This window comes from Spirosoma aureum (genome assembly GCF_011604685.1).
GTDB lineage: Bacteria > Bacteroidota > Bacteroidia > Cytophagales > Spirosomataceae > Spirosoma > Spirosoma aureum.
The window spans coordinates 2,708,005-2,733,680 of the sequence record NZ_CP050063.1; the positions used below are offsets into that span (position 1 = coordinate 2,708,005).

Below are 25,676 nucleotides of genomic sequence, written 5' to 3' on the forward strand. Positions count from 1 at the left end.
ACCTCATTTCACTTTAACCGGCGAACCATCCCGAATTTCTTCGGTAGCGGCAGTAATGTATTGATCGCCTTCGGTCAACTGGCCGAATACCTCGATTTTTTCATCAGCCTCAAGCCCTGTTTTCACCCGAACCCATTCGGCTTTACCATCCTTAACTTTGACAATAAAGACACCCGTTGTTGAGTTGACTATAGCGGATTTCGGCACAATAAACGTATTGTTTTTGGTCGGTAGTGGAACGTTGACTTCGGCCACCATGCCGGGCAACAGCTTCTTGTCATTGTTAATGACATCGACCTCTACACGCTCAGAACGTAAGCGTTTATCAAGCGCGCCAGCCTGACGTTTTACCTGTCCTGTAAATTTCTTGTCGGGGAAGGCCTTAACGGTAAAGCTCACCGCGTCGTTCTGATCCACATAACCCGTATACGCTTCCGGAACCGAAATAACCAGACGTAATTTCTTCTGCTCGGTTAATACGAATAACGGGAACTCGGAGCCTTTCCCAGCGGGACCGATGTAGGCACCTGTACTGGCATTACGCGCGCTGATAATCCCATCAAAGGGAGCACGGATCTCAAGGTATTTTTTCAGGTCAGACACTTCCCGATAGGCTGATTTAGCCGCTTCCAGTTGAGCCAGGTCCGCATTACGTTTCGCTAGCGCCTGATCGACATCGTTTTTCGAGACGGCTCCCGAGAATTTACTGGCTTCCAGTATACGCTCATAATTGGCCTTACTCCCAATCGATACCGCTTCCTGTCCTTTGAGTTTCGATTCAGCCGACGACAGTTGGGCGCTCAATTCGGGTGCTTCGGCGAGGGCAAGCAGTTGCCCCTGCTTCACTTCAGACCCAACATCAACATGGAGGGCTTTGATGAAGCCACTCACTTTGCCATAAATATCAACATCACGAAAAGCTACCAGTTCGCCCGGCACTTGTAATGACGACGATAGTTTTCCTTTTTTTAGCGAGAATACTTCCGTAGCTGCCGGTGCATCAGGAGCTTCCGCAGCTTCTTCTTTGCCTTCAGATGAATGACAACTGGTTACAGTACTGAGCAGGAATAAACTCCCAACAAGGGCAAGCAGATTAAAATATGGTTTGTTAATTAACCGGTTCATACGAGGATGGAATATAATACTTACTTTCTTTGTCTTCAGGATCGAGCGATACTGAATCGGTTGAGGTTTTACCCTGTACCCACGCAAATACCAGCGGGAGAATAAACAGGGCTGCAAATGTCGATGCGATCAGGCCGCCAATAACAGCACGGCCCAGCGGAGCGGCCTGCGAACCACCTTCGCCTATGCCCGAGGCCATCGGAATCATTCCGACAACCATGGCTACGCTGGTCATCACAATAGGTCGCATACGCACAGAGGCCGCTTCTCGGGCCGAAAGCAAGGCATTTCCATTTCGCATTCGAAGTTCTTCGGCGTTAGTTACCATCAGTACGGCATTGGAAATGGATACACCCACCGACATGATCATACCCATGTAAGATTGTAGATTGAGCGTTGAGCCGGTTAGCATCAATAGAACTAGCGAACCGACCAAAACGGCGGGAACCGTACACAGTACAACCAGCGATACTTTGAATGACTGGAAGTTAGCCGCCAGCATCAGGAAAATGACGACGATGGCCGTAAACAAGCCCGTTTGCAGACTATCGAGCGTGTCAATCAGCACCTGCGTCAGGCCCTGCATCTTTACCGTTAATCCCCGTGGCAATTCACCCAGTGAGTCAATGGCTTTCTGGACATCGCGGGCCGCTGTTCCTAGATCGATGTCGTTGAGATTGGCCGTTACCGACAAAACCGGAATGGCGCCAACATTGTCGTTTTCGCCGTAGGTCGTTCCTTTTTGCAGGGTAGCCACATCGCTCAGAATTGGGCGGTTGGCATTCGGTGAAACGGGTATTTCGCCCAAATCGTTGACGCTGGTCATCTGGTTTTCAGGCACCTGCACCTGCACCGTATAGGTTTGACTCGATTTTGGGTCGATCCATACGCTTTTCTCCGTATAGCGTGACGACGACGTAGCGGCAATCAATGACCGTGAAATAGCGGAAATGTCGGTTCCTAACTGAGCCGCCCGTGTCCGGTCAATGGTTACGTTAATGGCGGGGTATTTCGTGGCCTGACCAATCTGAACATCGCGCAGGTATGGAATCTTGTTCAGCTTGGCAATCACCTTATTGGCGTACTCTTCGTTTTGCTGTTTGTTTTTACCCGAAAGCTTCACCTCAATAGGCGTTGGCGACCCCTGGCTAAGAATCTTGTCGGTTAATTCTATCGGCTCAAATGACAGCTTTACGTCAGGCAGATCTTTTTTCATGCTGGCCCTGAATTTATCCTTCAATTCATCAAGATCAACATCGTAATCTTCTTTCAGGCTTACCTGTAAAACTCCTTCCTGTGGCCCGGCCATAAAGAGATAGATCGGGCTCGTCGAAAACTGAGCCCCGTGCATTCCAACCATAGCCGATGTAATCTCGATATTTTCTTTACCAACTAGTTTATTCAGCACATCGATGGTTTTGAGCATGGTCCCTTCGGTTTTTTCGAGCCGAGTACCATCAGGATTACGCAACCGAACCTGAAATTGGCCACCACTTACTTTCGGTAACACATCACGGCCAATGGATGTGATCAGCAGAAAAGCAATCCCCATCGACCCGACAACATAAACCAGAACAATGGGTTTCCGGTAGGGAAGCATCCGCCCGATGAACCGGACAAACCGCGCCCGAACGCGCTCAAAATAGCTTATTTTGCCGTCATTGTTAAGGTCGACCCGATGCGCCAGTTTCTTCTTTTCCTGTAGTAGATCGTCGTGTTCATCATGTCCGTTCGAACCTGATCTGCCATTTGATTTGATCAGTTTTCCTTTCACCAGATCATGCTTTGTCGCTTTCCCGTTGCTGACAGGATGGTGTTCTTTCATCATCCAGTTGGCCAGTACGGGCACCAGCGTTTGGGCCATCACATAAGAGGTGATCATCGAAAAGCCAATGGCCAGGGCAAGAGGCAAAAACAGCGCGCCTGGAATACCCGTCATCGTAAACGCGGGAGCAAATACGGCCAGGATACAAAACAGAATCAGGAGCTTGGAAAAGGCTATTTCCTTACAGGCATCCCAAATAGCCAGGGCTTTGGGTTTGCCCATATCCATATGCTGGTGGATGTTTTCAATCGTTACCGTACTTTCATCGACCAGAATACCAATGGCAAGCGAAAGGCCGCTCAACGTCATGATGTTGATGGTCTGACCAAATAACGACAGGAACAAAACCCCCGAAATGATACAGGTCGGAATGGTTATGATCACAATCAGCGCACCCCGTACATCGCCCAGAAACAAAAGGACCATTAAACCGGTCAGAATTGCCCCAATAGCGCCTTCGGTCATCAGACTCTCCACGGCATTGATCACATATACCGATTGGTCGAAGGTATACGTCAGCGTTACATCTTCCGGCAGCAGGGCTTGAAAACGGGGCAGTGAAGCTTTCAGGTTTTGTACGACCTCCCAGGTAGAAGCATCGGCCGATTTGGTAATGGGCAAATACACCGATCGTTTCCCGTTAACCAATACATAACCCTGCGTAATATCGGCTCCATCTTCAATGGTCGCTACGTCTTTCAGATACAGGTTTTGAACCGTTCCGGTATAGAGCGGGATATTCCCGAAGTCTTCAATATTTTTGACCGTCGTGTTGGCAGGCGTAAAATAGTTCAGGTCGCCAATTCGTACGTTTCCTGCCGGTGTTGCCTGGTTGTTGATCCGTAGGGCAGCCACCAACTGGTCGGGAGTCAGATTGTGGGCACGCAGTAATTCCGGGTCAGCTTTAATAACAATGGACCGGGAGTTGCCTCCAAATGGAGCGGGTGATACTAACCCTGGAATCGATGTGAAACCAGAGCGGATATATACGTTGGCCAGATCCTGCAATTCATTGTTACTACGCTTCGGACTACTCAATACCAGTTGTCCAACCGGTAAGGTCGACGCGTCGAAACGCAGAATAAACGGTGGTTGCGAGCCGGGCGGAAAACTAGATTGCGCTCGATTGGAATAGGCAGACACTTCGGCAGCTGCCTGCGCCATATTGGTACCTTCGTAAAATGATAATTTCAGTAAGGTTATGCCTTGAATATTTTTACTCTCAATACTTTTTACCCCCGACACATAAAGCAGCAGGTTTACATATTGTTTCCCGAAAAACGACTCCATCTGGTTGGGCGTATAGCCGCCAAATGGCTGGGATATGTAAATAACTGGCAGGTTCAGGTTCGGGAAAATATCAATCTTGATGTTGCGGACTGCATTTATACCGAAGAAGAATAAGCTAGCTACTAAAACCAGAATCGTAATTGGCTTTCGTAACGCGGATCGTATTAAATTCATTACTCGACTGAGCTAGTTAAATGGTTTGCGTTCAGATTTTCCTATACCTGAACAATCAGTAGGATTTTGCCCAACTTTTTCCAGAATACATTACATACTGCGGTATTCGATCCTAAAAGTTACGAATTTGTCTGATACTTTTCGGCCTTTGGTCTATTGGTTTTAAGAGAGAATTAATCAGCAACGTTTTTGTTACAACACCTTATGCATGATCTACTTACGTTAAAAAGCCAGTAAAAATGCTTAGTAGCTGAGGTCTTATTTTGCCATTTCTGCTACTTATTAATGTGTATTTTATACATTTTCTACCGATAGCGAACAAAAAAAGGTGCCAGATCGACTAAATCTGGCACCTGTATAAGTTAAAACACCTGTTCGAATAATCACTCTATTTCTACGGACCGACGTAATGGTTGCCTTTTCCAGTAGGTCAGACTACGCCAGACCCACTCAAGCGGGCCAAACTGGAACCGTTGCAGCCACAATAAGCTAAAGAGAATGTTGACAGTCCAGATTCCCAGCACCACGGCATACAGCTGGTAGTATTGTAAATGGCCAAAATAACCCAGTCCATAGCCAAAGAAAATAAGTGTGCAAAGAATTGTATGAAGAATGTAATTACTGAAGGCCATTTGTCCTACGGCACCCAACGCTCGAAAAACGCCCTTTGCCACGCCTGCCTGAATCAGTAAAATGAGCACACTGACATGGGCAATTACCAGTAACATCCGCTGAATAGGGTATAACAGGCTACTGATCGAAACAGGTTGCGAATCTAAAAAAGCAGTTGTGTTCGGAAACTGATGGCCATACCACCAACTGAATACGACAATGGGAATCCCCAAACTATAGCCAACTGCCAACAAGCGCCTGTAGATTCGAGGAGGGAGTTGTCCGGTTAAAAAGCCCCACTTAAACAGAGCCATTCCCAGTAACATGAGTCCAAGAGCATCCCAAATGGATAAAATCAGGTAATTGGTTTCTATTTTAAAGGCAAATGGTCGAACATGACTGGCCACTTCGGTGTAATTCCCCCGCATCAGCCGCGTGTTTTTGTCGATTTCCGCTTTGTCTGGAATAAACTCCTTTGCTGTTTCGAGCCAGGCCGTTTTAGCCTCCTGTTGCGTTTTCGTTATGGGTTTATTTAGTTTTTCAGCGGCTACAACGTCCAGGTAAGCCAGGCGTTGCTCGCGAATATGATGATAAAACAACTGGCCCGTAATGGCATCGAAACTTCCCAGCGCTAAGGCAATGCCAAGTAGCCAGGCTGGTTTTAATTTCCTGAACCAGAACAGAATAAGTGCGCAAACTCCATAAATATATAGGATGTCACCTAGCCAGAGCAGTACATGAGCATGAATTAAACCGAAGAGTATCAGCCAGCCCATTCGGCGGTAATAAAGACCGGTTACGGCCCATTTTCCGGCGCCAGCCTGCTCTTTACGGGTCGTAAAAATGAGTACGCCAGCGCCAAACACCATCGAAAACAAGGCCCGCATTTTTCCTTCAAACAGGACCGTGATAAAGAAATGGAACCGGTAATTTATATTTTCCGGATCATTGCGAAAAGCGTCTGTAAAGCGATCCGGCATAGCAAACCCCGGAATATTCATCAATAAAATACCAAGTAGCGCCACGCCCCTCAGAATGTCGATGGTTTTGATTCGTTCACGTTGAGCCACGGGTTTATACAACACGGGCGATTGGTCATTGGGGAGGGTAGCTACGGCTGCGGATAGGTTTGCCATATGTCTGTCTGTTAGTGTATTGTCTGGACAAATCAACTCATAATCAGCCATTAATTGTAGCGTAGAACTACTGGAAATCACCACCGGTAGTTAGCAAAAAGTACTGTTTCAGTGCACCCGATGCCATTTTTCAGGACAAATAGTGGAAAGCCTTTACCGATTACCCGCAAGTAGCCTGATTTTCCAGATCATGTTAATGGTTACTGGTTTGTAAATTAGCTGGTTATCAGTATATTATTGGGGAGAAGCGGCCTCTGAAAGCCCTCTGCCTGGTGTGGCGGAGGGCTTTTTGACTAAATAGATTTCTTTGATTAGCGTTTGATCACTTTTACCGTCTGTTGCTGATTATGGGTAGTGACCCGCAACAGGTACACACCAGGCGCCTGCTGTTCTAAGTTTAGTACTTCCTGATGACGGGAGGAGGTTACTTTCACACGTTTATTCAGGACATTCGATCCACTCAGATTCATTAACCACAAGTCTACTGTTTGATGGCTGGCCCCTTCAATAAGTACGGTGAGGTCAGCATCTACCGGATTGGGATACACATGGGTGATCAGGTTTGCCTCCAATTCGGCTGATTGGCGGGGACTGCCATTCACCGGGCATGTGGCCCGAATGTTCCAACTGTAGGTGACTTCCTGTCCATTCTGGCGCGCTTTCAGACTGATCAGGGGGGCATCGGCCGCCGTGCGTAATTCAGCATCGACAAACTGATTGGGGTTGGTCGTCCAGGCGGTGATGCCAATGGCCATGAATTCAGGTTGCGAGCCATCGCCACCGGTTGTGTTGAAAGTAAATTGACCCGTAGCACAGTTATAAGTTGGAGCCACTAGCTGCAGATCTGAACCACCACCGCTGCTCACGGTAAGCATGAACTGACCGGTTGTCGCTAAACCATCCGTATCTGTAGCAGTCAGGGTAATCAAAAACGCGCCCGATTCAGGAGCTACTCCACTTAGGAGGCTGCCATCAAACGTGAATCCGGCAGGCTGTCCAGCCGCCGTTACAGTCAGGACCTGGTTTTCGGGATCAGTAAATGTACCGGAGGGCAGTGTGATCAGCACATTACTGCCGGGGAGCACCGTCTGGTTCGCCAAGGGGCCATTGAAGACGGGGGGCTTGGCGTTCCCAATTGGGCATGTGGCCCGAATGTTCCAGCTGTAGGTGACTTCCTGTCCATTCTGGCGCGCTTTCAGACTGATCAGGGGGGCATCGGCCGCCGTGCGTAATTCAGCATCGACAAACTGATTGGGGTTGGTCGTCCAGGCAGTGATGCCAATGGCCATGAATTCAGGTTGCGAGCCATCGCCACCGGTTGTGTTGAAAGTAAATTGACCCGTAGAGCAGTTATAGCTTGGAGCCACTAGCTGTAAGGCCTGGTTTCCCCCCGGAGAATTGATGGTGATCGTAAAGGTAGCTGTTGCTGTCATTCCTGACTGATCGGTAGCGGTTACGGTAATATCGGTTACCCCCGTTCCAGTGGGTATACCACTTATCGTTCCCGCCGATCCGGCCGTGAACTGTAAGCCAGCAGGCAAGCTACTGATACTGTAGGTCAGGGGAAGGCCTTCCGGGTCTGTAAAGGCAGGGATCGTTTGCAAAAAAGGCTGGCCAACTACACCGCTTGCATTTCCGATGCCAGGGGCCACGGGCGGCAAATTACCCGGCTGAACAACCGCATCGTTGGGTGAGGTCACAACGGTTGCATTATAACCAACCGCCACAAACAGGCCGTTTCCATACGTTATGCCTTCCAGATTACTTTGGGTATTGGACATCCGGGGTGTCCAGGTCAAACCATCGGGAGATGTAAAAATTCGCCCTCCCTGAACAAGGGCAACAAATTGACCATTGCCAAAAGTAAGTCCGGAAGCGACTCCGTCACTTTTAAATGCTGGCGCAACCGTCCAGCTTACACCATCGGTCGAACGGGTAACGGTTGTGCCAAATCCCGACCCAATACCAATGGCGATATAGGTACCATTTCCGTAAGCGACGTAGCTAAGATTATCTGGGATGCCAGCCGAACGGGGTGTCCAGTTACTCCCATCGGGGGATGTACCAATGGCTCCGTTTAACCCTACGGCCACAAATTGTCCATTCGCATAACTTATATCGGAATAGAAGGTGCTTCCCGTCGAAGATTTGCTCCAGCTAATGCCGTCGGTTGACTGTAGGATATTTCCATTCGAGCCTGGCCCAAATCCGGCACCGACAGCCACATACTGCCCATTTCCATAGGCAATGGCCCTGATGGTGGCTCCTAGACCTGAATAGCGCATCGTCCATACCAGTCCATCCGGGGAGGTTTGAATAATTCCCTCTCCGCCCACGGCCACAAATTGTCCATTTCCAAAGACAACATTATTAAACCCTTCATCGGCTCCGGCAAAATGTTGGGGACTCCCCAATACGTAGTTTACCCCATTGGTCGAGGTAATTGCCGCGCTGCCAATGGCTGGAGATATACTAATTGGGTATTTGCCTACGGCCACATAGCGCCCATTTCCATAAGCCGCCCCCCTAAGCTGCAAATCACTGTCTATCGTGAGTGGATGCCAGGATATACCGTTATTGGTCGAGGTGCGAATGGTGCCACCGGCCCCTGTAGCGATAAACTGGCCATTCAGGAATCGAACACCGTACAGGAAAAATTCTGTTCCGGACTTGAACGGGAAAGCACCCCATTGGATACCGTCGGGTGAAGTCAGCACTTGATTTTTCGCCCTGGCTACGGCCACAAATGCACCCGTTGTCGGATTACAAGCCACTCCGGACAAATCCAACAAGGCACCAGGCCCTGGTCGTAGCGTCCAGGTCACTCCATCCGGCGAAGTAACAATGGCACCATTATTTCCAACGGCTACCAGAAGGCCATTGGGTCCAGCTGTCATACTTCGCAGCGTTGAAGCAATGCCTGATTGTCTGTTTATCCAGGTTACGCCGTCCGTTGAGGTTTTAATCATTCCATCGTGTCCTGCCACCAGAAACAGGCCAGCACCATAGGCTGCTACCAGAATATGCTGAGGGGTTCCAGATACCTGCGGGCTCCAGGTCACCGCGTCGGCGGAGGTGATAAGCGTACCATTATCACCCACGGCAATAAATTGCCCGGCACCATAGGCGATATCGTTTAAGGACTTGCCAGTACCGGATACCTGAGGAGTCCAGCTCAGCCCATCGGGTGAGGTCAGTACACGCCCCTGAGCGCCCACGGCCACAAATTTGCCAGCGGCATAAACCAGGGCGAATAATCCGCCGGAATTGGGGTGATCGGTGAATTGGGTCGACCAGCCAATGCCATCGGTCGAGGTTTGAATGTATTCTCCTGCTCCATCGCCACCCACTACGACGTATCGCCCGGCTCCAAAAGCGGCATCCGTCAGGAGCTGATCCGCCGTTTGTGGCCGATTGGTCCAGGTGGTTTGTGCCTGCGCACTCAGCAGCGTTGCCAACAGCAAGCCGTTGAATAGGAGTCGAATTAATCCGGGGTAAATACCTGAGGTGTATGCCTGTGAAGTCATAAGCTGAGTAGAGCTTGCCATTGGTAATTGAAGTAAGTGGAATGATTACTGGTCAAACCTACTGGAAAAGGCAAGGGTGTGACAGGTCAAACCAACAACGAGTGGATATGACCTAATAACGAACAGGAATGAGGGAGAAAACCTATAAAGGAAAACCTTCGGCTGAATGCCTTGACTAATGGACAAAGCGGTTGGGCCGTCGTTATGGTTTATACGTTGCAGATGTGATCGAAGGAGATATTGAGCGTATGATTTAGATTATTTAGCCGAAATGGACATAGGCAATACCTAGGCTAAAAAGGAGCAGGCTAATTACTTTGGGGGTAGTGTATCAGCCGGGAAATAGAGCGGCTGTGGACTTTTGCAAATCAAAGCCTTTTTATTGGCATGTCGCTGGTATAAAAAAGCCTCCTTTTTTAGCTTGAGCATCATCACAACGCCAAAGCGAGAAAGGAGCTTTTTTACGCATAACGGGGATAGAGTCGTGCCACCGCAGCCGCGTACAGTGGCACGACTGAGTATCATTAGTAACCGTGGCACGGCTCTACACCGTTATGCAAAAGGCCTACTTATAAACTTCCCGAATTTCGGGATGAGTCATGTTTACGGATTAATGTTCGGCTATCCTTGTTGTTATTCGATGAACGTTCATTGGTTTAAGGCATTTAAGAACCTTTCGGGGTAGCGGGTGCCGGAGACGATTCCGGCGGGCATGATCGTTTCGATGCTTTCCAGATCTTCTCTGGTGAGTTGAACGTTTTCGGCGGCCATGTTTTCTTCGAGATGGCTGATGCGTTTAGAGCCGGGGATGGTTATGATATCGTCGCCCTGGGCCAGCACCCAGGCAATCGCCAACTGAGCTGGAGTGCACCCTTTTTCGGCGGCCAGCGTTTTGATCTGTTCAACCAGCTCAAGATTTTTGTAGAAGTTCTCTCCCTGGTAACGGGGTATGTGTACACGACTGTCTTTGAGATCGTCGGGCGTTCTGATTTCACCGCTTAAAAAGCCTCGGCTTAGCGGGGCATAGGCAACCAGACCAATACCCAATTCGCGGATGGCAGGAAGAACTTCAGCTTCAATATCGCGCGTCCAGAGCGAGTACTCGATTTGTAGTGCCGTGATGGGATGCACTGAAGCCGCCTTTTGAATAGACGCTGCCGATGCTTCCGAGAGACCAATGTAACGAACAACGCCCTTTTCTACGAGATCGGCCAGTGCGCCGACCGTATCTTCAATAGGAACATTGGGATCGACCCGTGCGAGGGTGTACAGATCGATGTAATCCGTTTTCAGGCGCTGGAGACTGTAAAAGACAGCATTTCGAAGGTAATCAGGATGGCCACTTACCGGGCCGGGACCCATCGATTTGTTTGGTCCGGGAGTTACCAGCTGCCCTGTTTTTACGGAGAGGAAAGCTTTGTCGCGTTTGCCTTTGATGGCCTGTGCGATCAGTTCTTCGTTATGGCCTACGCGGTAGTAATCGGCTGTGTCTAAAAAGTTGTGTCCGAGTTCAAGGGCTCGTTCGATGGTGGCGATGGACTCTGTATCGTCAGATTGTCCGTAGGCGCCCGACATGCCCATACAGCCTAACCCTACTGCCGATACAAGAGGGCCGTTTGTTCCTAGTTTTCTGTTGATCATTTGCGTATTTATTAGAAGCGCAAAGGTCCAGAGAACCTCAGGAAAGGAGCCGGACAAATCGCATTAGTTCCCTGACAAATCCTGAACGAAGGTGGCTATTGTTTGGCCAGTTACTTTTTTAAACAAACGGGAGAAGTATTCAGGATCGTTGAAACCCAGGTCATAGGCTAGCTCCTTGATTGAACTTTCAGCATAATAGAGTCGACGTTTTGCCTCCAGTATGAGCCTGTTGGTGATGAATTCTTTGGGAGAAAGGCCGGAATAGTGTTTAACAAGGGTATATAAACTGTTGGTGTTGAGGGCAAGTTGTTCCGCGATTTCTTGAACGGTTGTATGCTCGGTGAGGTTGTTCTCGACAAAAAGTTTGAACCGGATGTATTGGGAAAGTTTGTCGTCGGCGGGATTTTTGTCGATTGAAAAATAAGCGGTGTTGATTTCGGTTAACAAGCTGTTGAGGTGAGCCAGGATAAGCTCGGGATCGGTATCCACCGACCTTAATAAGTCGAGCAGCATGTCGAAGATGGATTTTAGTCTGGCGGCAGCTGATGAAGTGAATTGTATTTTCTGATTGTTGAATGGATTGATGAGAAAAGGATATTGTTTGGGCAATAGAGACAGGCAGTTTTCATCAAAACCGAGCTTAAAATAGTCGGTGCCTTCTTTGGTAGTGGGAAGCCGGTGGATTTGATGCGGCAGAATGAACAGGAGTTCATTGTTTTTTAGATCGAATTGCTGGAGATCAACACCATGCTGGGTCTGGCCTTCTCGCAGAAAGAGAAAAAAGTAGTAGGGTTTGCGGTGGGTAAGGCCGTACCGATCAGCGATTTCGGGCGGAAGATGACCGAAGGTAGGCGAGATAAGACGGATGGCGAGTTTGTTATTTTGTCGGTTGAGAATGAGAAGTGATTCGATGTCTTGCATAAAGCAAAAATAGTGAAAATAAGTAGCTGGGGGATATATAATAATAGTGTAATTAATGTTGTTGGATAAAGCAATAACTATCTGATTCATAGGGTTTTGTGTAGATGCGAACCGACCATGTAAACGCCCGTCTAAAATCAGGACAACACATGTTGAGAAATGTTTATTTACTTAAGTTAAAAATGATTGATTTATTAAGCTTGACATTTGGCGCGACAGCCTCTAGGTAGAGATAGGCGTCTTTACCTGGTCAGGCTATTATCCTAAACTTTTTGGCATTGGTTTACCGCTCACTCGCTGGGGCAAGGAAGCGGTAAATGAAAGAATTGACCCTATGGATGAACATCACGAATTACTGAATACGCATTTAGCCAACTTTGCCGCCATGACCGGTAAAGATATTGCCGATAGTAAGCCTTACTGGAAATCCCGTAAGCTTAAAAAAGGCGACTTCTTTAATATGCAGTCTGTCGTGTGCAACGATCTGGGGCTGATCGTCAAGGGAATCTTCCGGATCTATTACAGCGATCCGGAGACCAGCGAAGAGAAGAACATTTTCTTTTTCTCCGAGAACCAGTTTATAGTTTCTTTCAGGAGTTTTATCACCCGTAAAGCCTGCCATTACTTTATACAGGCCATGGAGGACTCAGAACTTGTTTATATTTCTTACCGGGATCTGACCAGTTTATATGAGACGCATCCCAACTGGGCCAAGTTCGGCCGGTTGCTGGCCGAGCTATTTTTTACGTATTCACAGACGCGTGCCGAGGAGTTTCTGTTCAACACGCACGAGGAGCGTTATATCAGATTGCTGGAAGAGCACCCCAATATCATTAACCGCATTCCTGCCTACCATATATCCTCTTATCTTGGCATCACCAACCCGTCCTTAAGCCGGATACGCAAACGAATATTGAAATAGCGGCACTTGTACCCCGGTTATCAATGTAATCCGTGTGGTTTCGTCCATATTCTTAAGCACCCACCGGAGCTGTTTTAATCGATTTCGACAACCTATAGGCGGCCAGAATAAAGTAAAAAGCACCAAAAGCCGCGTAACCGGCTAATGTAGTGATTCCCGAATTGGGCGCATTTGCCATAGCGATAAAGGAACCACCAGCCAGCATAGACTGACCACCGCTAATGATCATCGGCCATTGACCACCTAATTGTTTACGGCGACTCAAGCCCAGGATTAGTTGGACAAGCCCGGTAAGGATCGCCCAGACTCCAAAAACGATCAGTGCCTCGGGTATGCCTTTTTGCAAGGCCAGTGCGACGGCCACGGTTGTGGTACTACTGATAACTGCGTTTAAAAACTGCATCTTTTTGGGCGCCCCGGGTGGATTGGCCTTGATATCCAGGAAGGTGGCAATGACATCCCAAACTGGGTAAATGATAAAGAGGATAGTCGCTATACCGGCATTGGTTTTAGCAAAGGCCAAAACCAGAATCACCCACAAAATCGAAAATGCAGCCCGCAGGAAGTAAAGTTTTCTTAACGATTTAGCCGTTTCAGCCGTCTCATTGGCAACGGTAGCGTTAGATTGATTTAATGAATTCATGACGTGACGTTTTTAAGTTTTTTGCCACATCAAAGGTCACTGATACTCCTTTGTCGGTTTTTCACTTAAGTTAAAACCGACCAAAAAATCTGAAAATTGTACTGTAGGACTTTCGCTCCGAGCCCTGGATGATGGTTGCAACTCTATTGATTCGTTCTGTTTGCGTTGTTATAGTCGATCAGGCACTCGTGAAGCGGTTTGCCCCGGTTATGAATACAATCACAAAATTCTTCGCAAGCCTTTGGATTACTATTGCCGGCACAGCCATTTGTGCATTCAATCAGGGAATTACCCGGTCGAATGTCATATAGAAACTGGTTTATAACGACTACTGTAGCGATCATTGCAAAAACACATCCGAAGAATAGGAGCGGAAATTTATTGCTCAATGGTTTTTCTCTTGCGGAGTGACCAGCCTGTTTAACTGGTAAAATGTATTTAATTCGGTCGTAGTCCCAGCCTAATAAATACAAATTGGCCAGCACCATTAACGTTGTAATACGAGTGCCTTCAAATCGGACAGCATAAGCCAGGATGCATATATTCAGGATAATGGGAAAATACATCAATGCACCAAGAAGGGCTGTTCTTGGAATGAGTAATAAAAGGGCAATTACTAACTGGGAAATGCCGATAAATGTGTAATAGGATTCGGTGTAATAAAGTGCTTCCAGATAATGCCCCAGCGGATGATTAACGGATAAGCCGCTGGCGAACCGTTCTCCCATAACTTTTACAAACCCTGATGGAATAAATCCCAGCGCCAACATGACGCGGCAGAAAACGGCAAAATAATGAAACCATTTGTTGCCCTTCGCTTCATCATACACTTGGTTAATCCTGCCTGATATACTCATAAAATAATAGTTAAGCTGGTAGTCACAAATAGTCTTGTTTTTGATGCCGTCTATTGCCCTCACCAATCGTTGCCATGCTAAATTAGACTGCAAATGAAAGTACTTTGAATTTCAAAGTAATGGAAAAAATATAGTACATTCGATACCGGCAGGAATTATTTTTTAGGTTGCTATTTCCCTGATCTGTAGTACATAGACAGAAACGTCCTAAGAATTCCTTAATGAATGGTTTTGCGAATTCGGGGATACATGCCTTTCTCGACTTACTCGTACCGGCCAACCAGCGTCATAATAGATCTGGGCTCCAGATGAATTTGACCAGCAGCAACGACGGATTTGGCCAGTGTTTTTGTTTCAGTTGTTGTATAACTGGAGAAGTGGCCGTTGCGAAGAGTCAAACCCTGAAGTGGTAAGGTTATTGAATCGGAGGTTACGTTAATGCAAACCAGCACAATTTGCTTAGTCCGTATGTCTTTGTAGGCCGAAATCATACACGCACCAGTCTCTTGTACGGGATTGCTATCGGCCAGTTGAACCGCTACCCGCTTCATACCGGGCCGAACGAATCGAGCGTAGTTGCCAAAGGCCCAAAGTTGTTTTGAATCGATGACCTGTCCATCCTGCCGGGCGTTGTCATGCTTTTTGTAGTCGCCATCAGGCCCGTTGATGTACACCAGTCCATCACTGTAATTATACGGATTGATAGCCAGCCACCATTGCCACGACGTGACATTGGCAATGGTCAGATCGTTATGAATGACCTTGGCCACATACAGACCATAATCGATGTCCGTGTGACGGGGACTACCGTGGTAACGCCCGCAGATGTCGCCCAGAACACCAAACTCACTTTGCCAGAGCATCGGATTACCGACCGATTTAACGCGCTGGGCCGCTTGCTGTCGAACAGCCACCAGCACCGAATCGGAACAGGTGGTAAAGTAGCTATGATATGCCCAAATCGGTTCAACGTTAGGAAGTTTGATTACCGGCGCACCTTGTTTTGAGCCAAAAAAATAGTCTAATTGATTACCCCGGCCGCTTTCAGCTTTTTCGTAGAGGAAATTTAGCTGGCCTGCTTCACCAGAAATTACAGTCGTTAGTGCTTTTTTAGCGGCCAATTTTGTCGATAACGTTTTGGTAACGGCAGCAATATTGGCGTTTTCGGCGGGTGAGCCTTCTTGCCCGGCTTTACCATTTTTCCCGGCGGTCCAGTCCCACTGCGGTTCGTTAATGGGACTTAGGTAATCGAACTTGAAATGATCGGCAACTGTCGCCAAAAAATCAGCGAAGGCATCCAGCGCATCCGGTTTGAGATTAATCGATTTGCCTCCCGGCGAGAAGGCTTTGCCATTTCGGGTCATCTGAACGGGAGCCGAATTCGTAAAGCCGAGCGTATAGCGCACACCCCTCTGCCGGGCCGCCTGCAAAAACCACTGACTCCCTGCCTGCTTTGTCCAATCGAAACGGCCACGGCTATCCAGAAAACACTCCTCCCGACGCCATGGATCACTAATGAAGCTGCTGTCTCCTTGCTCATAGCTGCCAGCCCCGATGTTCATCCGCCACAAAGACAAGCCAATCCCCTTAGGCTGACCATCAGCCAGTGTATCTAAGCTAAATAACAGGTCAGCAACATGATTTTTCTTACTATCATCGTGCCATTTTCCAATAAACTTGGCCGACCAGCAATCCGATGCGCCAAAACTATGGATGGTCTGAAATTCTTTCTGTAGGTTAATGGTTACCGATTTCCCAATATTTCGATGTCGCTGAGTGCTTTGGCCTGGTGGATCAATGACCCTGACAGTACTGCTTAGACAGGTAAGGGCAATTAGTGCCAGCAGATTAATGTTAACCATGACTTTCATTACTACTGGTGGTTTATATGTAGTCGATATAACAGGAGCACGTAGATCTTCGACTCTACTTATGGTCTTTTACGAATACGCTTTATGATTCTTGAAATGTGCTGTTATACAGTTACTTATGCAACTATATTCCTGTGTGAGAATTTGTTCAGAAGCCATCCCGCCAATTTCGAAAATACAGTTGTAGCCGCCATTTCGTACTGTATGTCTCGGGAGTAAAGACGGCTTTTCGGGCGCTGGTATGGACTTAATATAATGGGCTCTGACCTCTTATTGATAGTGTCGCCCGTGGACGATCAGGCTGGTTCCCCATAAACGTTTTGCTTCTGAAGCGTTTTAAACGTACTATTCTGGGGTAGTTTCGATCAATAAATGGTGAAAAACTTGATCGGCAAATGAATGTAAGGTTTTATCTTTTGGGAATGTATAACTGTAAGCAAAACCGTGTCATACATTTACCTACTTGCCGGAGAATCGATACGTGTTTGCTAAAATATTTACAAAAAAGAGTAAAACTACCCTGGAAGGATGCCAACTATTGTGGAAATACTGATCCAAACGTTTGGGAAAGAGTGTGTTCGCACGCGCGACGAGGCACGCGTACGTGTGGCGAGCAACTGGCGGCAAACGGAACACCTGAATTGTCTGGCACTTCTTCGCCCAAAAACGACCGAGGAAGTATCCCAAATGCTCAAGATCTGCAACGAATTCAATCAGCCCGTTGTGCCGCATGGCGGATTAACCAATGTTGTCGGGGGAGTAGTTACGAAGCCGGATGAGATTGCCCTGAGCCTGGAACGGATGAATGAAATAGAGGAAATTAATGTGCAGAACAAAACCGCAACGGTTCAGGCGGGAGTTATTTTGCAGAATCTACAAACTGTTCTGGCGGGAAATGGCCAGCATTTTCCGCTTGATTTAGGCGCTAAAGGAAGCTGTATGATAGGGGGAAATATTGCCTCAAACGCGGGAGGGTTACAGGCGCTGCGGTACGGCGTTATGCGAAATTTAGTATTGGGGGTGGAGGTCGTTTTAGCGGATGGAACGATTATATCATCCTTGAATAAAATGGTGAAAAATAATGCAGGTTATGATTTGAAACAGCTTTTTATTGGCTCTGAAGGTACATTGGGAATCATTACACGGGCGGTTTTAAAAATAGATGATCTGCCCAAAAGCAGGAATACCGCTTTTGTTGCACTGGAGAGTTTTGAAAAGGCAAATCTGTTATTACAAGCTGCCAAAAAACAACTAAAAAATGACCTCACTACGTTCGAATTACTTTGGCAGGATTATTACGAATTAATGACTTCGTCCCCTTCATCGTATTCGCCCCCTTTACCCCAAACGTATCCATTTTATGTGCTGATGGAAGCACTCGGACAGGATGCAGGCAAAGACAAAATTCTATTTGCTGAATTGCTGGAAAATTGGTTGCAGGATGGGTTGATTGCTGATGCCGTTATGGCGCAATCGCAACAGGAATTAGAAACAATATGGGGTATTCGCGAGAATATAGACTTGATATTTTCTGTACATAGTCCCGTTTTTTTGTTTGATGTGAGCCTGGCCATTTCTGACATGGACGACTACATAAAAAAGATTAGATCAGACCTTCAGCAAGTTTGGCCATCTCTGAATTTTTATGCCTTTGGCCATATGGGCGATGGAAATTTACACTTGTTTATAAACTGTGGTACGAATGACCAGGAAACAAAGCATCGGGTCGATGCGATTGTTTACCAACCCCTTCAACAAATTAGTGGTTCGATAACCGGAGAGCATGGGGTAGGTTTGGAAAAAAAATCATGGCTTTACCTAAGTCGCACCGCGGAAGAAATTGAGCTGATGAAAACACTAAAAAAAGCTTTAGATCCCCAAGGCATTTTGAATCCGGGGAAATTGCTGCCTGATTAGGTGGGGGTGGTTTACCTGGTAAGAGGATTCAATAGATTGCCAGGGGACGACGGTATCGGTCGTTGTTATCTGGCTGACTGACAGCCAGAATTGTTAACTCATTGATGAACATGATACAAAGTAGGTCATCGTTAATGATAAGATAACGGTCTTGCAGGGAGAAGGCAAAGAGGGAAGTTACGGTAGTAGCATACGACCCTCTACTGTCTTTCTAGGGAGAGCAAGCTTCTCTGGTAGAATATGAATGTTGGCTCAGCTTTAAAAATCGGTATTACTATGCAAAAATCACTGCTTCTGGTTGGCTTCCTGACCTTCTTATTTTTTAGCTATTCTTCGGCGCAAACAACACAAAGCGTAACTAGAGCTAAAACCACCTATACCAATCCCCTGCCAGTCCAGTTTGGTGACCCGTACGTTTTATACACTCAGGGCACCTACTATATGTACGGCACAGGCGGTGGTGCAGATAAGGGATTTGCCGCGTATTCCTCAAAAGATATGGTCAACTGGAAGTCGGAAGGGCAGGTGTATTTTCACAATAATAAAAATGGCTGGAGCGATCCAAAAGCCAGTTGGGGTGGTGCCTATTGGGCTCCTGAGGTGTATGAAGTAAAAGGTAAATATTACCTGGTTTACAGTGCACAGTGGCAGGTTAACCCAACTCAGGAAGTCGAAAATTTCCGGATTGGCGTTGCCGTTGCCGATAAGCCCACCGGTCCGTTTATCGACCTATCCAATAAACCAATTTTTGATCCTGGATATCCCATCATTGATGCCAATGTGTTTTTTGATACCAACGGCAAAGCCTATTTATACTTCTCGCGTTGCTGTTACAAACATCCGGTCGATAGCGAAGTGGCCGATTTGGCCCGAAAAAAAGGGTGGTACAATGCAATTGAAGAAAGCTGGGTATATGGTATCGAACTTAAACCCGACTTTTCAGGCGTCATCGGCGAACCGGTTTTAGTACTGAGACCGCCCGTTAGCCTCAGCGACAAACAGGCCGACTGGGAAAGCCGGTCCGTTACGGCTCGTGAAGTCAACCGCCGTTGGACGGAAGGTTCGGTTACATTCAAAAAAGACAACCTGTATTACATCATGTATTCGGCCAATCACTTCGGCGGTCGGTATTATGCCATTGGATACGCCACGTCCAGCTCACCATTAGGACCATTTAAAAAAGCGGCTAATAACCCAATACTGCAGCAAAATACCGACCAGGGTGGGAATGTTACAGGAACAGGGCATAACAGCATTGCCTACTCGCCGGATCGAAAAGAGATGTTCTGTGTTTATCATGCAAGAACCGCCAAAACCGGAGACGAACGGGTGGTTTGTATTGATCGTATGGAGGTGAAAAATGGCAAAATAATGATCGCCGGCCCAACTACTACACCACAAAAACTCCCCTCAGGTGCGACGAAAACACTGAATAACAATTGAAGGCAAAGCCGTTGCTCTGTGGTTGGCAGCAGCAACGGCTGATCAGCCTAGGCCAGAACCCGTACGTACGGTCGGTCGGACCCGCGAAGTATTGCCCTGCACAAAGACTTCGAAAATAGCTGTCAACTCATTGACCGAAATGCTCATCTTATCTGCCCGCTCCATAGCCTGGCCTATGTCGGCAAACGCACCCATACTGATCAGACTTACAGATATTCTTCTTTATTCGTTTTTGTGTTAATCACTGGTAGACCTTTGATAACGGCTCCACGATCAACGCCATCCAGAAAGGACATTATACCAGCTTGATTTCGGCTTTCCCGAAACCGGGAGTACACATAACCCTCCTCAAGCGACAAAGCGGCTAAACCATTTAACTTTTCTTTCCTGACAAAGTAGGCATTGACACCCGCCTGATTACAGCCCACAAAGGCATAGCCTTTCTCAATCGCTAATTCATATAAAGCGGGAAGCGAAGCACCAAAGTACAAATACGAGTAATGAGCCTGCTCGCGCTTGAAATTAGGGCTGTAAGGTATACTAATCGGTCGTTCGGACCCGAACAAACTATTATATTCGATGACCACAATATCGGCCTCGACCACCGTAATGGCTTTCCATACCCAATAATCATTCCCGTCGATATCAATACTAAGCAACCCGATCTGACCAACAATGCCATTGTCAACCAGCAGTTGGTTTATGTTTTCGGCGGTAATAAAACTGGTAATTGCTTTTAGGCTATAGCGCCAATAAAACGAACTCGTCTTAATAGAATCAATAAAGGTCGATGAACCATCGATAATTAACCCCTTCCAATTATTATTCATTAACAAAAAGCGGGAGTTGGCTTCTTCATAATCCTCCACGCCAAATTCAACGAATGTGTCTACGTGGGGTTTGACCCTATCAATCAGATATTGAATAATGCCGTCATCCCCAAATTGAGAAAATACCTTAAATTCGGCTTCCTTAATGGTTGTAGCCTGCTTGATAAGTTTAGCCAGCGCAGCCCCCATCACTAGTTTAGTGGCTATGTTATCTTCTTTGGCTTGTCTGAGTTGCCCTTGCACTTGATTGATTTGTGCTTGCAGCGGTTCGATAAGCCATTGCCTTATTCTTTTGGTTAATTTCATACGACTTGACAGTTGTGGCTATCAACAAAAAGTACCGTTTTACAATGGGTCTTAGTAACCCATGTTCACCCGGTTATGATACGTTTTTCTTGTTCGTTATGGCGGACTGGTCAAGCAGTCAACGGAATGAGCCAGCGCGGCTGCCGCTTTGCTTTTTGATGGAGAAGGGCAATGCCCGACGGATGGTGCTTTAAGACACTTTTTAGAGAAATTTTACCGTTGAAGGTGCTCAAAATCATTCTTAATGAAGGGGCTATTTGTTGGTTAGAGGGGTCGAAGCCGATGCTTTTGAACGAGTCATGAGGGGTAAGGCCCCCTTTTTAAACGCCCCCGATCTAAAAAACGATGTATGGCCTTAAGTGTTTCAAGCTTTCAAGTTGATAGCATGATGAATACAAAAGTGCATCAGCCAGAAAAGGCGAGATGATATAATAGAGCGATGTTTAAAAAAATTGTAAGATATAGAGTTGGGTGAAGTCGTAACTAGCACACGGGCAGATGTTAAGCCATCAACTAGCATTAGGATCGAATTTCTGCATTATTAATGGTTGAAGACTCACTTATCTTCTGAAACCGAAATCTCCTTCCCATCAGCATACAATTTGCCCCAATTACATAAGCTGTCCAAAATCGGAACTAAGTCAAGGCCTTTGTTAGTCAAAATATACTTTATGCCAGTTGGTACTGTATTCGGGATTTCCCTTTTTATCAATATTGCGTGACTTTCCAACTCCTTCAGTTGTCTTGCTAAAACCATCTCAGAAATACCGGGCAATCGTTGCTGTAAGAGATGAAAACGATCATTACCCTGGGAGATGTAGTAAACAATTTGTGATTTCCACCGACCACTCACCATACTAATTGCGGAATTGCGTTCACACACCTGAAACAAGAACTGCTCATTCAGATAATTAGTCGATTGTTTTTTTCTCATAATCAAAAAGTAAAGGCTAACAATTATGTTAGCCATTGCCCGTAAAATGGCCTATAAAGACATTTGTAAAAATAAAAAAAAATGAAAATTACCATCTTTATAGCTGTTTCGACAAATGGCTTCATATCCAATGCAAGAAACGTTCCTGACTGGTTGTCGGAGGAATATGGGCAGGGACTTTATGCTATTTGCCAAAAATTTAACGCAGTTATCATGGGTAAGACAACTTATGATATACTGGCCCCGAATTATCTTCCCCTTCAAAATGAGGGAACAACAGTTGTGCTGACCACTCACAAACAGGCAAAATCAGATAACTCAACCGTAGTTTTCACGCAAGGTAGCCCATCTGAGATCGTTCAAATGCTCACTGACAAAGGCCACACCGAAGCGGTTATAATTGGAGGGGCAATGGCTATGAGTGAGTTTGTAAATGCTGGTCTCGTGAATGACATTTATTTTGTCATGGAGCCCGTCCTTTTCGGAAACGGCTTGCCCCTACTGAAAGGAGTTGAGATGGATTTTAAACTGAATCTATTAGAGGTTACAAAATTAAATAATAGCTCTCTCCAATTGCATTATGAATTACAAAAATAACCTAATTTGAGGTCTTATCAGCACAAATGCTATGTTATCGACCGTCGTTATCAGTAAGCCTGACAATATGGAAGTGGCAAGGCGAAAGTCCATTACACCGAAATAGCTGGACTGTTTTAAACGGGGCAGTCACTGGGCTTATGAGCTTTTGTAATGACAAAGTCACTTCAGACAGATGGATCAACTAAACTAGTGTAACTCACTGGCTATGAGAAAACAAGTGCTTTTTATACAGGGCGGAGGTGAGAATGGATATGAGGCAGACGACAAGCTAGTGGCTTCATTGCAAAACGCATTGGGGACAAACTATGAGATCAGTTACCCCCGGTTGCAAACGGATGAGGCTGCTCCGGATTTTGGTTGGATCAAACAAATCGGAAATGAAATTGATAAACTCGAAGATGGCGTTATTTTGGTTGCCCATTCCTTAGGTGCCTCACTATTGCTTAAATACCTGTCTGAAAAGAAGGCATCGAAAAAGGTAGCCGGGATCTTGTTGCTATCCACCCCATTTTGGACTGGTAACGAGGAATGGGTACAGGGTTTAAAACTTCAGGGAGATTTCGCCCAGCGCCTTCCCCTAAATAGTCGGATCTTCTTCTACCATTGCCGAGACGATGAAGAGGTCCCGTTCGATCATCTTGCCACTTATAGGCAAAAACTTCCAGCAGCCACTTTTCGCGAAATTGAACGCGGGGGACACCAGCTCGGAAACAATCTTACTATAGTAGCCAAGGACATTCAAAATCTATAAATTCTTCACAAAGCAGTCATCTCGTACATAAGCTGAATAATCCACGGATTATTTACATAAATTGTCTCTGATGGAACAGGTAACACGTATATCGCCATCCCTTACTAAAGAGGGTAAACCATAAAAAATTAAGGCATTGAACCTGAATAATTGAATAATGTGTGTTAGTCACGATCTCATCTGACAGATTGATTACTCAAATTGGCCTTAGACATGTCAGCTACCAGGTCTCTAAACTAAATACTTTACTTTTTTAAGATTCCTTTGTCAACGCTGTCGTTAATAAGCTCTTCTGCATATTGCCAGATTGTATTGGAACCCTGTTGAATCACCTGTTTTTTGGCGTACACCTGATCATAATTCACCCCGAATTCAGTCCATGTACCCCCATTGTTCGACACATTCTGGAGTAGCGGTTCGAATCGGTCCATAGCTCGGGCAAACTTAGCTTCGTTTGTTTGCCGCTCTTCAAACTCTTCCCAAATGGCGATCATTTCATTTGCCTGATGGTCAGGTAGTAAGCCAAAGATCCGTTTAGCCGCTTCCCGTTCTTCAGTCGTATTGTCATGGCTTTTTTGCGTATCATAAATAAATGTGTCTCCAGCATCTATTTCAACAATATCATGAATCAGAAGCATTTTAATAACCTTGAGCAAATCAATCGGAAAATTTGTATGCTCGGCTAAAACAATGGCCATCAAGGATAGATGCCAGCTGTGTTCTGCGTCATTCTCGTTTCGATCACTGTTTAACAGTTTCGTCTTGCGAAGGATATATTTAAGCTTATCCACTTCCTTTATAAACTCAACCTGCTTTAAGAGATTAGCCGTTTCCATTTGTTCCTGTTTGATGATGGAACAAAATTGAGTGATAAGACTGTAAACGCAATTGCCAATTGGCAAGAAACACATTAGGGAATATTTTTTCGTATCCGACTGAGCGAGGATGGAGTGATGCCCAGATAAGAGGCTAACATATTGAGCGGAACACGATTGGCCAGTCCTGGGTAATGGTCGAGAAAATTCAGATATCTTTTTTGAGCGTCCTGAACCAACATATTGCTGGTAACCTTCAACTTATTTTCCAGTACATAGGACGTGATTTTAACGAATATATCGTGCCATTCGGGGATGAGAGCGGAAAGCTGTGTAAAGTCCTCTTTGGAAAAAACTAAAAGCTGGCAATCTGTAATCGCTTCAATGTACTCGGCTGAGGGCATTTCATCGCGAAAACTGTTCATATCAACGACAAATCGGTTCTCATAGACGAAGTATCGGGTGAAACTGTCGCCTGATTTATCATAGTAACAGACCCTGAAAACCCCGTCTGTTACGTATCCTATCTGTGTGGAAATTTTTCCAGCTTCTGCAAAGTAAGCACCTTTCGCAACATTCTTCCGTTTAGCCTTAGTCTGGATCAATTCACGTTGTTGTGCGTTGAGGTGCCCAAACTGGAGCAAATAGGCGATGAGTTCTTCCATTAGTCAAACCTATTAAATAGTGCACAAACATTGACCGCTATGGTTAAAGACAGAGAATGTAGGTAAACAATCCTGGAAGCTTCTTTTTCTGTCTTTTACGGTTAATGATTCGCAATCTCACTAAATCTTCATGTACCTGTTTCTTAAACAGGGTGTTTTATGTAACGGCCCATTCGGCTGATTGACAAAGGTTAGCCATGAGTATTGCCTCTATCGTTACCAATTATAGCAGGTAAAATATACAATAGGTCATGCCTAGATTAAAGCCAGAATGGCAGAGGATAACCCCTAGAATTGAACTGGAATAGGTTTTGAACTTAACAAACAGCATATTGACTATAAACATGCTTATGTCTTAACCCCCTGAATGGCTGGACAAAATTGTAAAAACAGTTTAGTCCTACTACATTCAGAAATCATGAGCAAAATAAGGCGAAGTTTCACCCGCGCGGTGGCCGCCCAGAAGACCGCTATTCTATCGTTCAGGAAGCCATCCGCGATGGCCATGCCGAGACATGTCGTAAATACCATCTTTCCCCTTCGTTACTCCGAAAGTGGCGGCTGAAATATTTGAGTAAAGGGAAAGAAGGCCTGAAAGACTCCTATACACGTGTCGATCCCCAACTCCGGGTCTTGGAGGAGGAAAATGAACGATTAAAGCGGATTGTAGCCAAACAGGCCCTGGAACTAGAAATAAAAAGTGAGTTGCTAAAAAAAACGCCTATTCAACTCAGGAGAAGTTAGCAATGATGAAACTGTTCGAAGCCCGCATTAACCGTACCCTGTTATGTCAGTGGCTTGACCTGCCTCGGAGCGTGTATTATTACCAACCCCAAACAGATACTGCGGGTGCCAAACCTAGCCAAACGAC

At 46.2% G+C, this 25,676-nt stretch carries 21 protein-coding genes; 7 read left to right on the forward strand and 14 right to left on the reverse strand.

The genetic code is table 11. The features are described from left to right. Positions 1-3: 3 nt before the first annotated feature. The 6 genes from G8759_RS10655 to G8759_RS10680 all read right to left on the reverse strand — a co-directional run bounded on the left by G8759_RS10655 (position 4) and on the right by G8759_RS10680 (position 12,251). Entirely contained in the window at positions 4-1,125 is a 1,122-nt protein-coding gene (locus G8759_RS10655) for an efflux RND transporter periplasmic adaptor subunit (protein ID WP_167207760.1), read from the reverse strand. Beyond that, positions 1,109-4,414 (reverse strand): efflux RND transporter permease subunit, encoded by a 3,306-nt coding sequence (locus G8759_RS10660; RefSeq protein ID WP_167207762.1) that lies wholly within the window; start codon positions 4,412-4,414, stop codon positions 1,109-1,111. The genes G8759_RS10655 and G8759_RS10660 overlap by 17 nt, the downstream gene beginning before the upstream one ends. A gap of 383 nt (positions 4,415-4,797) precedes the next feature. Continuing rightward, positions 4,798-6,162 carry a DUF418 domain-containing protein gene (locus G8759_RS10665; protein ID WP_167207764.1) on the reverse strand — a complete coding sequence of 455 codons (1,365 nt, stop codon included), beginning with the start codon at positions 6,160-6,162 and terminating at the stop codon, positions 4,798-4,800. 311 nt (positions 6,163-6,473) lie between these two features. After that, a complete protein-coding gene (locus G8759_RS10670) occupies positions 6,474-9,689 on the reverse strand; it encodes a putative Ig domain-containing protein (RefSeq protein ID WP_167207766.1) in 3,216 nt (1,071 codons plus the stop codon). A 648-nt stretch (positions 9,690-10,337) separates the two neighbouring features. Further along, on the reverse strand, positions 10,338-11,330 hold the full coding sequence (locus G8759_RS10675) for an aldo/keto reductase (protein ID WP_167207768.1): 993 nt from the start codon (positions 11,328-11,330) through the stop codon (positions 10,338-10,340). A 63-nt stretch (positions 11,331-11,393) separates the two neighbouring features. Further along, complete coding sequence (locus G8759_RS10680) at positions 11,394-12,251, reverse strand: helix-turn-helix domain-containing protein (protein ID WP_167207770.1); 858 nt, start codon at positions 12,249-12,251, stop codon at positions 11,394-11,396. Positions 12,252-12,585: 334 nt separating this feature from the next. On the opposite strand from G8759_RS10680, the gene G8759_RS10685 reads away from it, so the two are divergent. Further along, a complete protein-coding gene (locus tag G8759_RS10685) occupies positions 12,586-13,173 on the forward strand; it encodes a Crp/Fnr family transcriptional regulator (RefSeq protein WP_167207772.1) in 588 nt (195 codons plus the stop codon). 52 nt (positions 13,174-13,225) lie between these two features. Here the strand turns inward: G8759_RS10685 and G8759_RS10690 are convergent, their stop codons facing one another. The 3 genes from G8759_RS10690 to G8759_RS10700 form a co-directional block, all read right to left on the reverse strand. Then, a complete protein-coding gene (locus tag G8759_RS10690) occupies positions 13,226-13,816 on the reverse strand; it encodes a DUF308 domain-containing protein (RefSeq protein ID WP_167207774.1) in 591 nt (196 codons plus the stop codon). Positions 13,817-13,959: 143 nt separating this feature from the next. Further along, on the reverse strand, positions 13,960-14,673 hold the full coding sequence (locus G8759_RS10695) for a DoxX family protein (protein WP_167207776.1): 714 nt from the start codon (positions 14,671-14,673) through the stop codon (positions 13,960-13,962). Positions 14,674-14,936: 263 nt separating this feature from the next. Beyond that, positions 14,937-16,544: a glycoside hydrolase gene (locus G8759_RS10700; RefSeq protein WP_167207778.1), complete on the reverse strand. Its 1,608-nt coding sequence runs from the start codon at positions 16,542-16,544 to the stop codon at positions 14,937-14,939. Positions 16,545-17,072: 528 nt separating this feature from the next. Here G8759_RS10700 and G8759_RS10705 point away from each other — a divergent pair. Together G8759_RS10705 and G8759_RS10710 are read left to right on the forward strand one after the other, a co-directional pair. After that, positions 17,073-18,461 (forward strand): FAD-binding oxidoreductase, encoded by a 1,389-nt coding sequence (locus tag G8759_RS10705; RefSeq protein ID WP_167207780.1) that lies wholly within the window; start codon positions 17,073-17,075, stop codon positions 18,459-18,461. Between the two features lie 276 nt (positions 18,462-18,737). Further along, a complete protein-coding gene (locus tag G8759_RS10710; protein WP_167207782.1) occupies positions 18,738-19,904 on the forward strand; it encodes a glycoside hydrolase family 43 protein in 1,167 nt (388 codons plus the stop codon). Between the two features lie 42 nt (positions 19,905-19,946). On the opposite strand, the gene G8759_RS10715 is transcribed toward G8759_RS10710, so the two are convergent. From G8759_RS10715 to G8759_RS10725, 3 genes are all read right to left on the reverse strand, one after another. After that, positions 19,947-20,099: a hypothetical protein gene (locus G8759_RS10715; protein ID WP_167207784.1), complete on the reverse strand. Its 153-nt coding sequence runs from the start codon at positions 20,097-20,099 to the stop codon at positions 19,947-19,949. Positions 20,100-20,110: 11 nt separating this feature from the next. Then, positions 20,111-21,040, reverse strand: a complete 930-nt coding sequence (locus tag G8759_RS10720; protein ID WP_167207786.1) for a hypothetical protein — start codon at positions 21,038-21,040, stop codon at positions 20,111-20,113. Positions 21,041-21,596: 556 nt separating this feature from the next. Then, on the reverse strand, positions 21,597-21,974 hold the full coding sequence (locus tag G8759_RS10725; protein ID WP_167207788.1) for a winged helix-turn-helix transcriptional regulator: 378 nt from the start codon (positions 21,972-21,974) through the stop codon (positions 21,597-21,599). An 81-nt stretch (positions 21,975-22,055) separates the two neighbouring features. Here G8759_RS10725 and G8759_RS10730 point away from each other — a divergent pair, with 81 nt between their 5' ends. Together G8759_RS10730 and G8759_RS10735 are read left to right on the forward strand one after the other, a co-directional pair. Next, complete coding sequence (locus G8759_RS10730; protein ID WP_167207790.1) at positions 22,056-22,571, forward strand: dihydrofolate reductase family protein; 516 nt, start codon at positions 22,056-22,058, stop codon at positions 22,569-22,571. A gap of 208 nt (positions 22,572-22,779) precedes the next feature. Further along, on the forward strand, positions 22,780-23,325 hold the full coding sequence (locus tag G8759_RS10735) for an alpha/beta hydrolase (protein WP_167207792.1): 546 nt from the start codon (positions 22,780-22,782) through the stop codon (positions 23,323-23,325). Positions 23,326-23,570: 245 nt separating this feature from the next. On the opposite strand, the gene G8759_RS10740 is transcribed toward G8759_RS10735, so the two are convergent. Then, complete coding sequence (locus G8759_RS10740; protein WP_167207794.1) at positions 23,571-24,161, reverse strand: HD domain-containing protein; 591 nt, start codon at positions 24,159-24,161, stop codon at positions 23,571-23,573. A 74-nt stretch (positions 24,162-24,235) separates the two neighbouring features. Further along, on the reverse strand, positions 24,236-24,805 hold the full coding sequence (locus G8759_RS10745) for a Crp/Fnr family transcriptional regulator (protein ID WP_167207796.1): 570 nt from the start codon (positions 24,803-24,805) through the stop codon (positions 24,236-24,238). 418 nt (positions 24,806-25,223) lie between these two features. Here G8759_RS10745 and G8759_RS35825 point away from each other — a divergent pair, with 418 nt between their 5' ends. Together G8759_RS35825 and G8759_RS10750 are read left to right on the forward strand one after the other, a co-directional pair. Continuing rightward, positions 25,224-25,370, forward strand: coding sequence for a hypothetical protein (locus G8759_RS35825; RefSeq protein ID WP_232074203.1), 147 nt, complete (start codon positions 25,224-25,226; stop codon positions 25,368-25,370). Continuing rightward, on the forward strand, positions 25,298-25,549 hold the full coding sequence (locus G8759_RS10750; protein ID WP_232074304.1) for a transposase: 252 nt from the start codon (positions 25,298-25,300) through the stop codon (positions 25,547-25,549). Before G8759_RS35825 ends, G8759_RS10750 begins: the two co-directional genes overlap by 73 nt. Positions 25,550-25,676 lie beyond the last annotated feature (127 nt).

Coding starts and splice junctions, on each gene's coding strand:
- G8759_RS10655 (WP_167207760.1), bottom strand. CDS start 1,125: ATGAACCGGTTAATTAACAAACCATATTTTAATCTGCTTGCCCTTGTT.
- G8759_RS10660 (WP_167207762.1), bottom strand. CDS start 4,414: ATGAATTTAATACGATCCGCGTTACGAAAGCCAATTACGATTCTGGTT.
- G8759_RS10665 (WP_167207764.1), bottom strand. CDS start 6,162: ATGGCAAACCTATCCGCAGCCGTAGCTACCCTCCCCAATGACCAATCG.
- G8759_RS10670 (WP_167207766.1), bottom strand. CDS start 9,689: ATGACTTCACAGGCATACACCTCAGGTATTTACCCCGGATTAATTCGA.
- G8759_RS10675 (WP_167207768.1), bottom strand. CDS start 11,330: ATGATCAACAGAAAACTAGGAACAAACGGCCCTCTTGTATCGGCAGTA.
- G8759_RS10680 (WP_167207770.1), bottom strand. CDS start 12,251: ATGCAAGACATCGAATCACTTCTCATTCTCAACCGACAAAATAACAAA.
- G8759_RS10685 (WP_167207772.1), top strand. CDS start 12,586: ATGGATGAACATCACGAATTACTGAATACGCATTTAGCCAACTTTGCC.
- G8759_RS10690 (WP_167207774.1), bottom strand. CDS start 13,816: ATGAATTCATTAAATCAATCTAACGCTACCGTTGCCAATGAGACGGCT.
- G8759_RS10695 (WP_167207776.1), bottom strand. CDS start 14,673: ATGAGTATATCAGGCAGGATTAACCAAGTGTATGATGAAGCGAAGGGC.
- G8759_RS10700 (WP_167207778.1), bottom strand. CDS start 16,544: ATGAAAGTCATGGTTAACATTAATCTGCTGGCACTAATTGCCCTTACC.
- G8759_RS10705 (WP_167207780.1), top strand. CDS start 17,073: ATGCCAACTATTGTGGAAATACTGATCCAAACGTTTGGGAAAGAGTGT.
- G8759_RS10710 (WP_167207782.1), top strand. CDS start 18,738: ATGCAAAAATCACTGCTTCTGGTTGGCTTCCTGACCTTCTTATTTTTT.
- G8759_RS10715 (WP_167207784.1), bottom strand. CDS start 20,099: ATGGGTGCGTTTGCCGACATAGGCCAGGCTATGGAGCGGGCAGATAAG.
- G8759_RS10720 (WP_167207786.1), bottom strand. CDS start 21,040: ATGAAATTAACCAAAAGAATAAGGCAATGGCTTATCGAACCGCTGCAA.
- G8759_RS10725 (WP_167207788.1), bottom strand. CDS start 21,974: ATGAGAAAAAAACAATCGACTAATTATCTGAATGAGCAGTTCTTGTTT.
- G8759_RS10730 (WP_167207790.1), top strand. CDS start 22,056: ATGAAAATTACCATCTTTATAGCTGTTTCGACAAATGGCTTCATATCC.
- G8759_RS10735 (WP_167207792.1), top strand. CDS start 22,780: ATGAGAAAACAAGTGCTTTTTATACAGGGCGGAGGTGAGAATGGATAT.
- G8759_RS10740 (WP_167207794.1), bottom strand. CDS start 24,161: ATGGAAACGGCTAATCTCTTAAAGCAGGTTGAGTTTATAAAGGAAGTG.
- G8759_RS10745 (WP_167207796.1), bottom strand. CDS start 24,805: ATGGAAGAACTCATCGCCTATTTGCTCCAGTTTGGGCACCTCAACGCA.
- G8759_RS35825 (WP_232074203.1), top strand. CDS start 25,224: ATGAGCAAAATAAGGCGAAGTTTCACCCGCGCGGTGGCCGCCCAGAAG.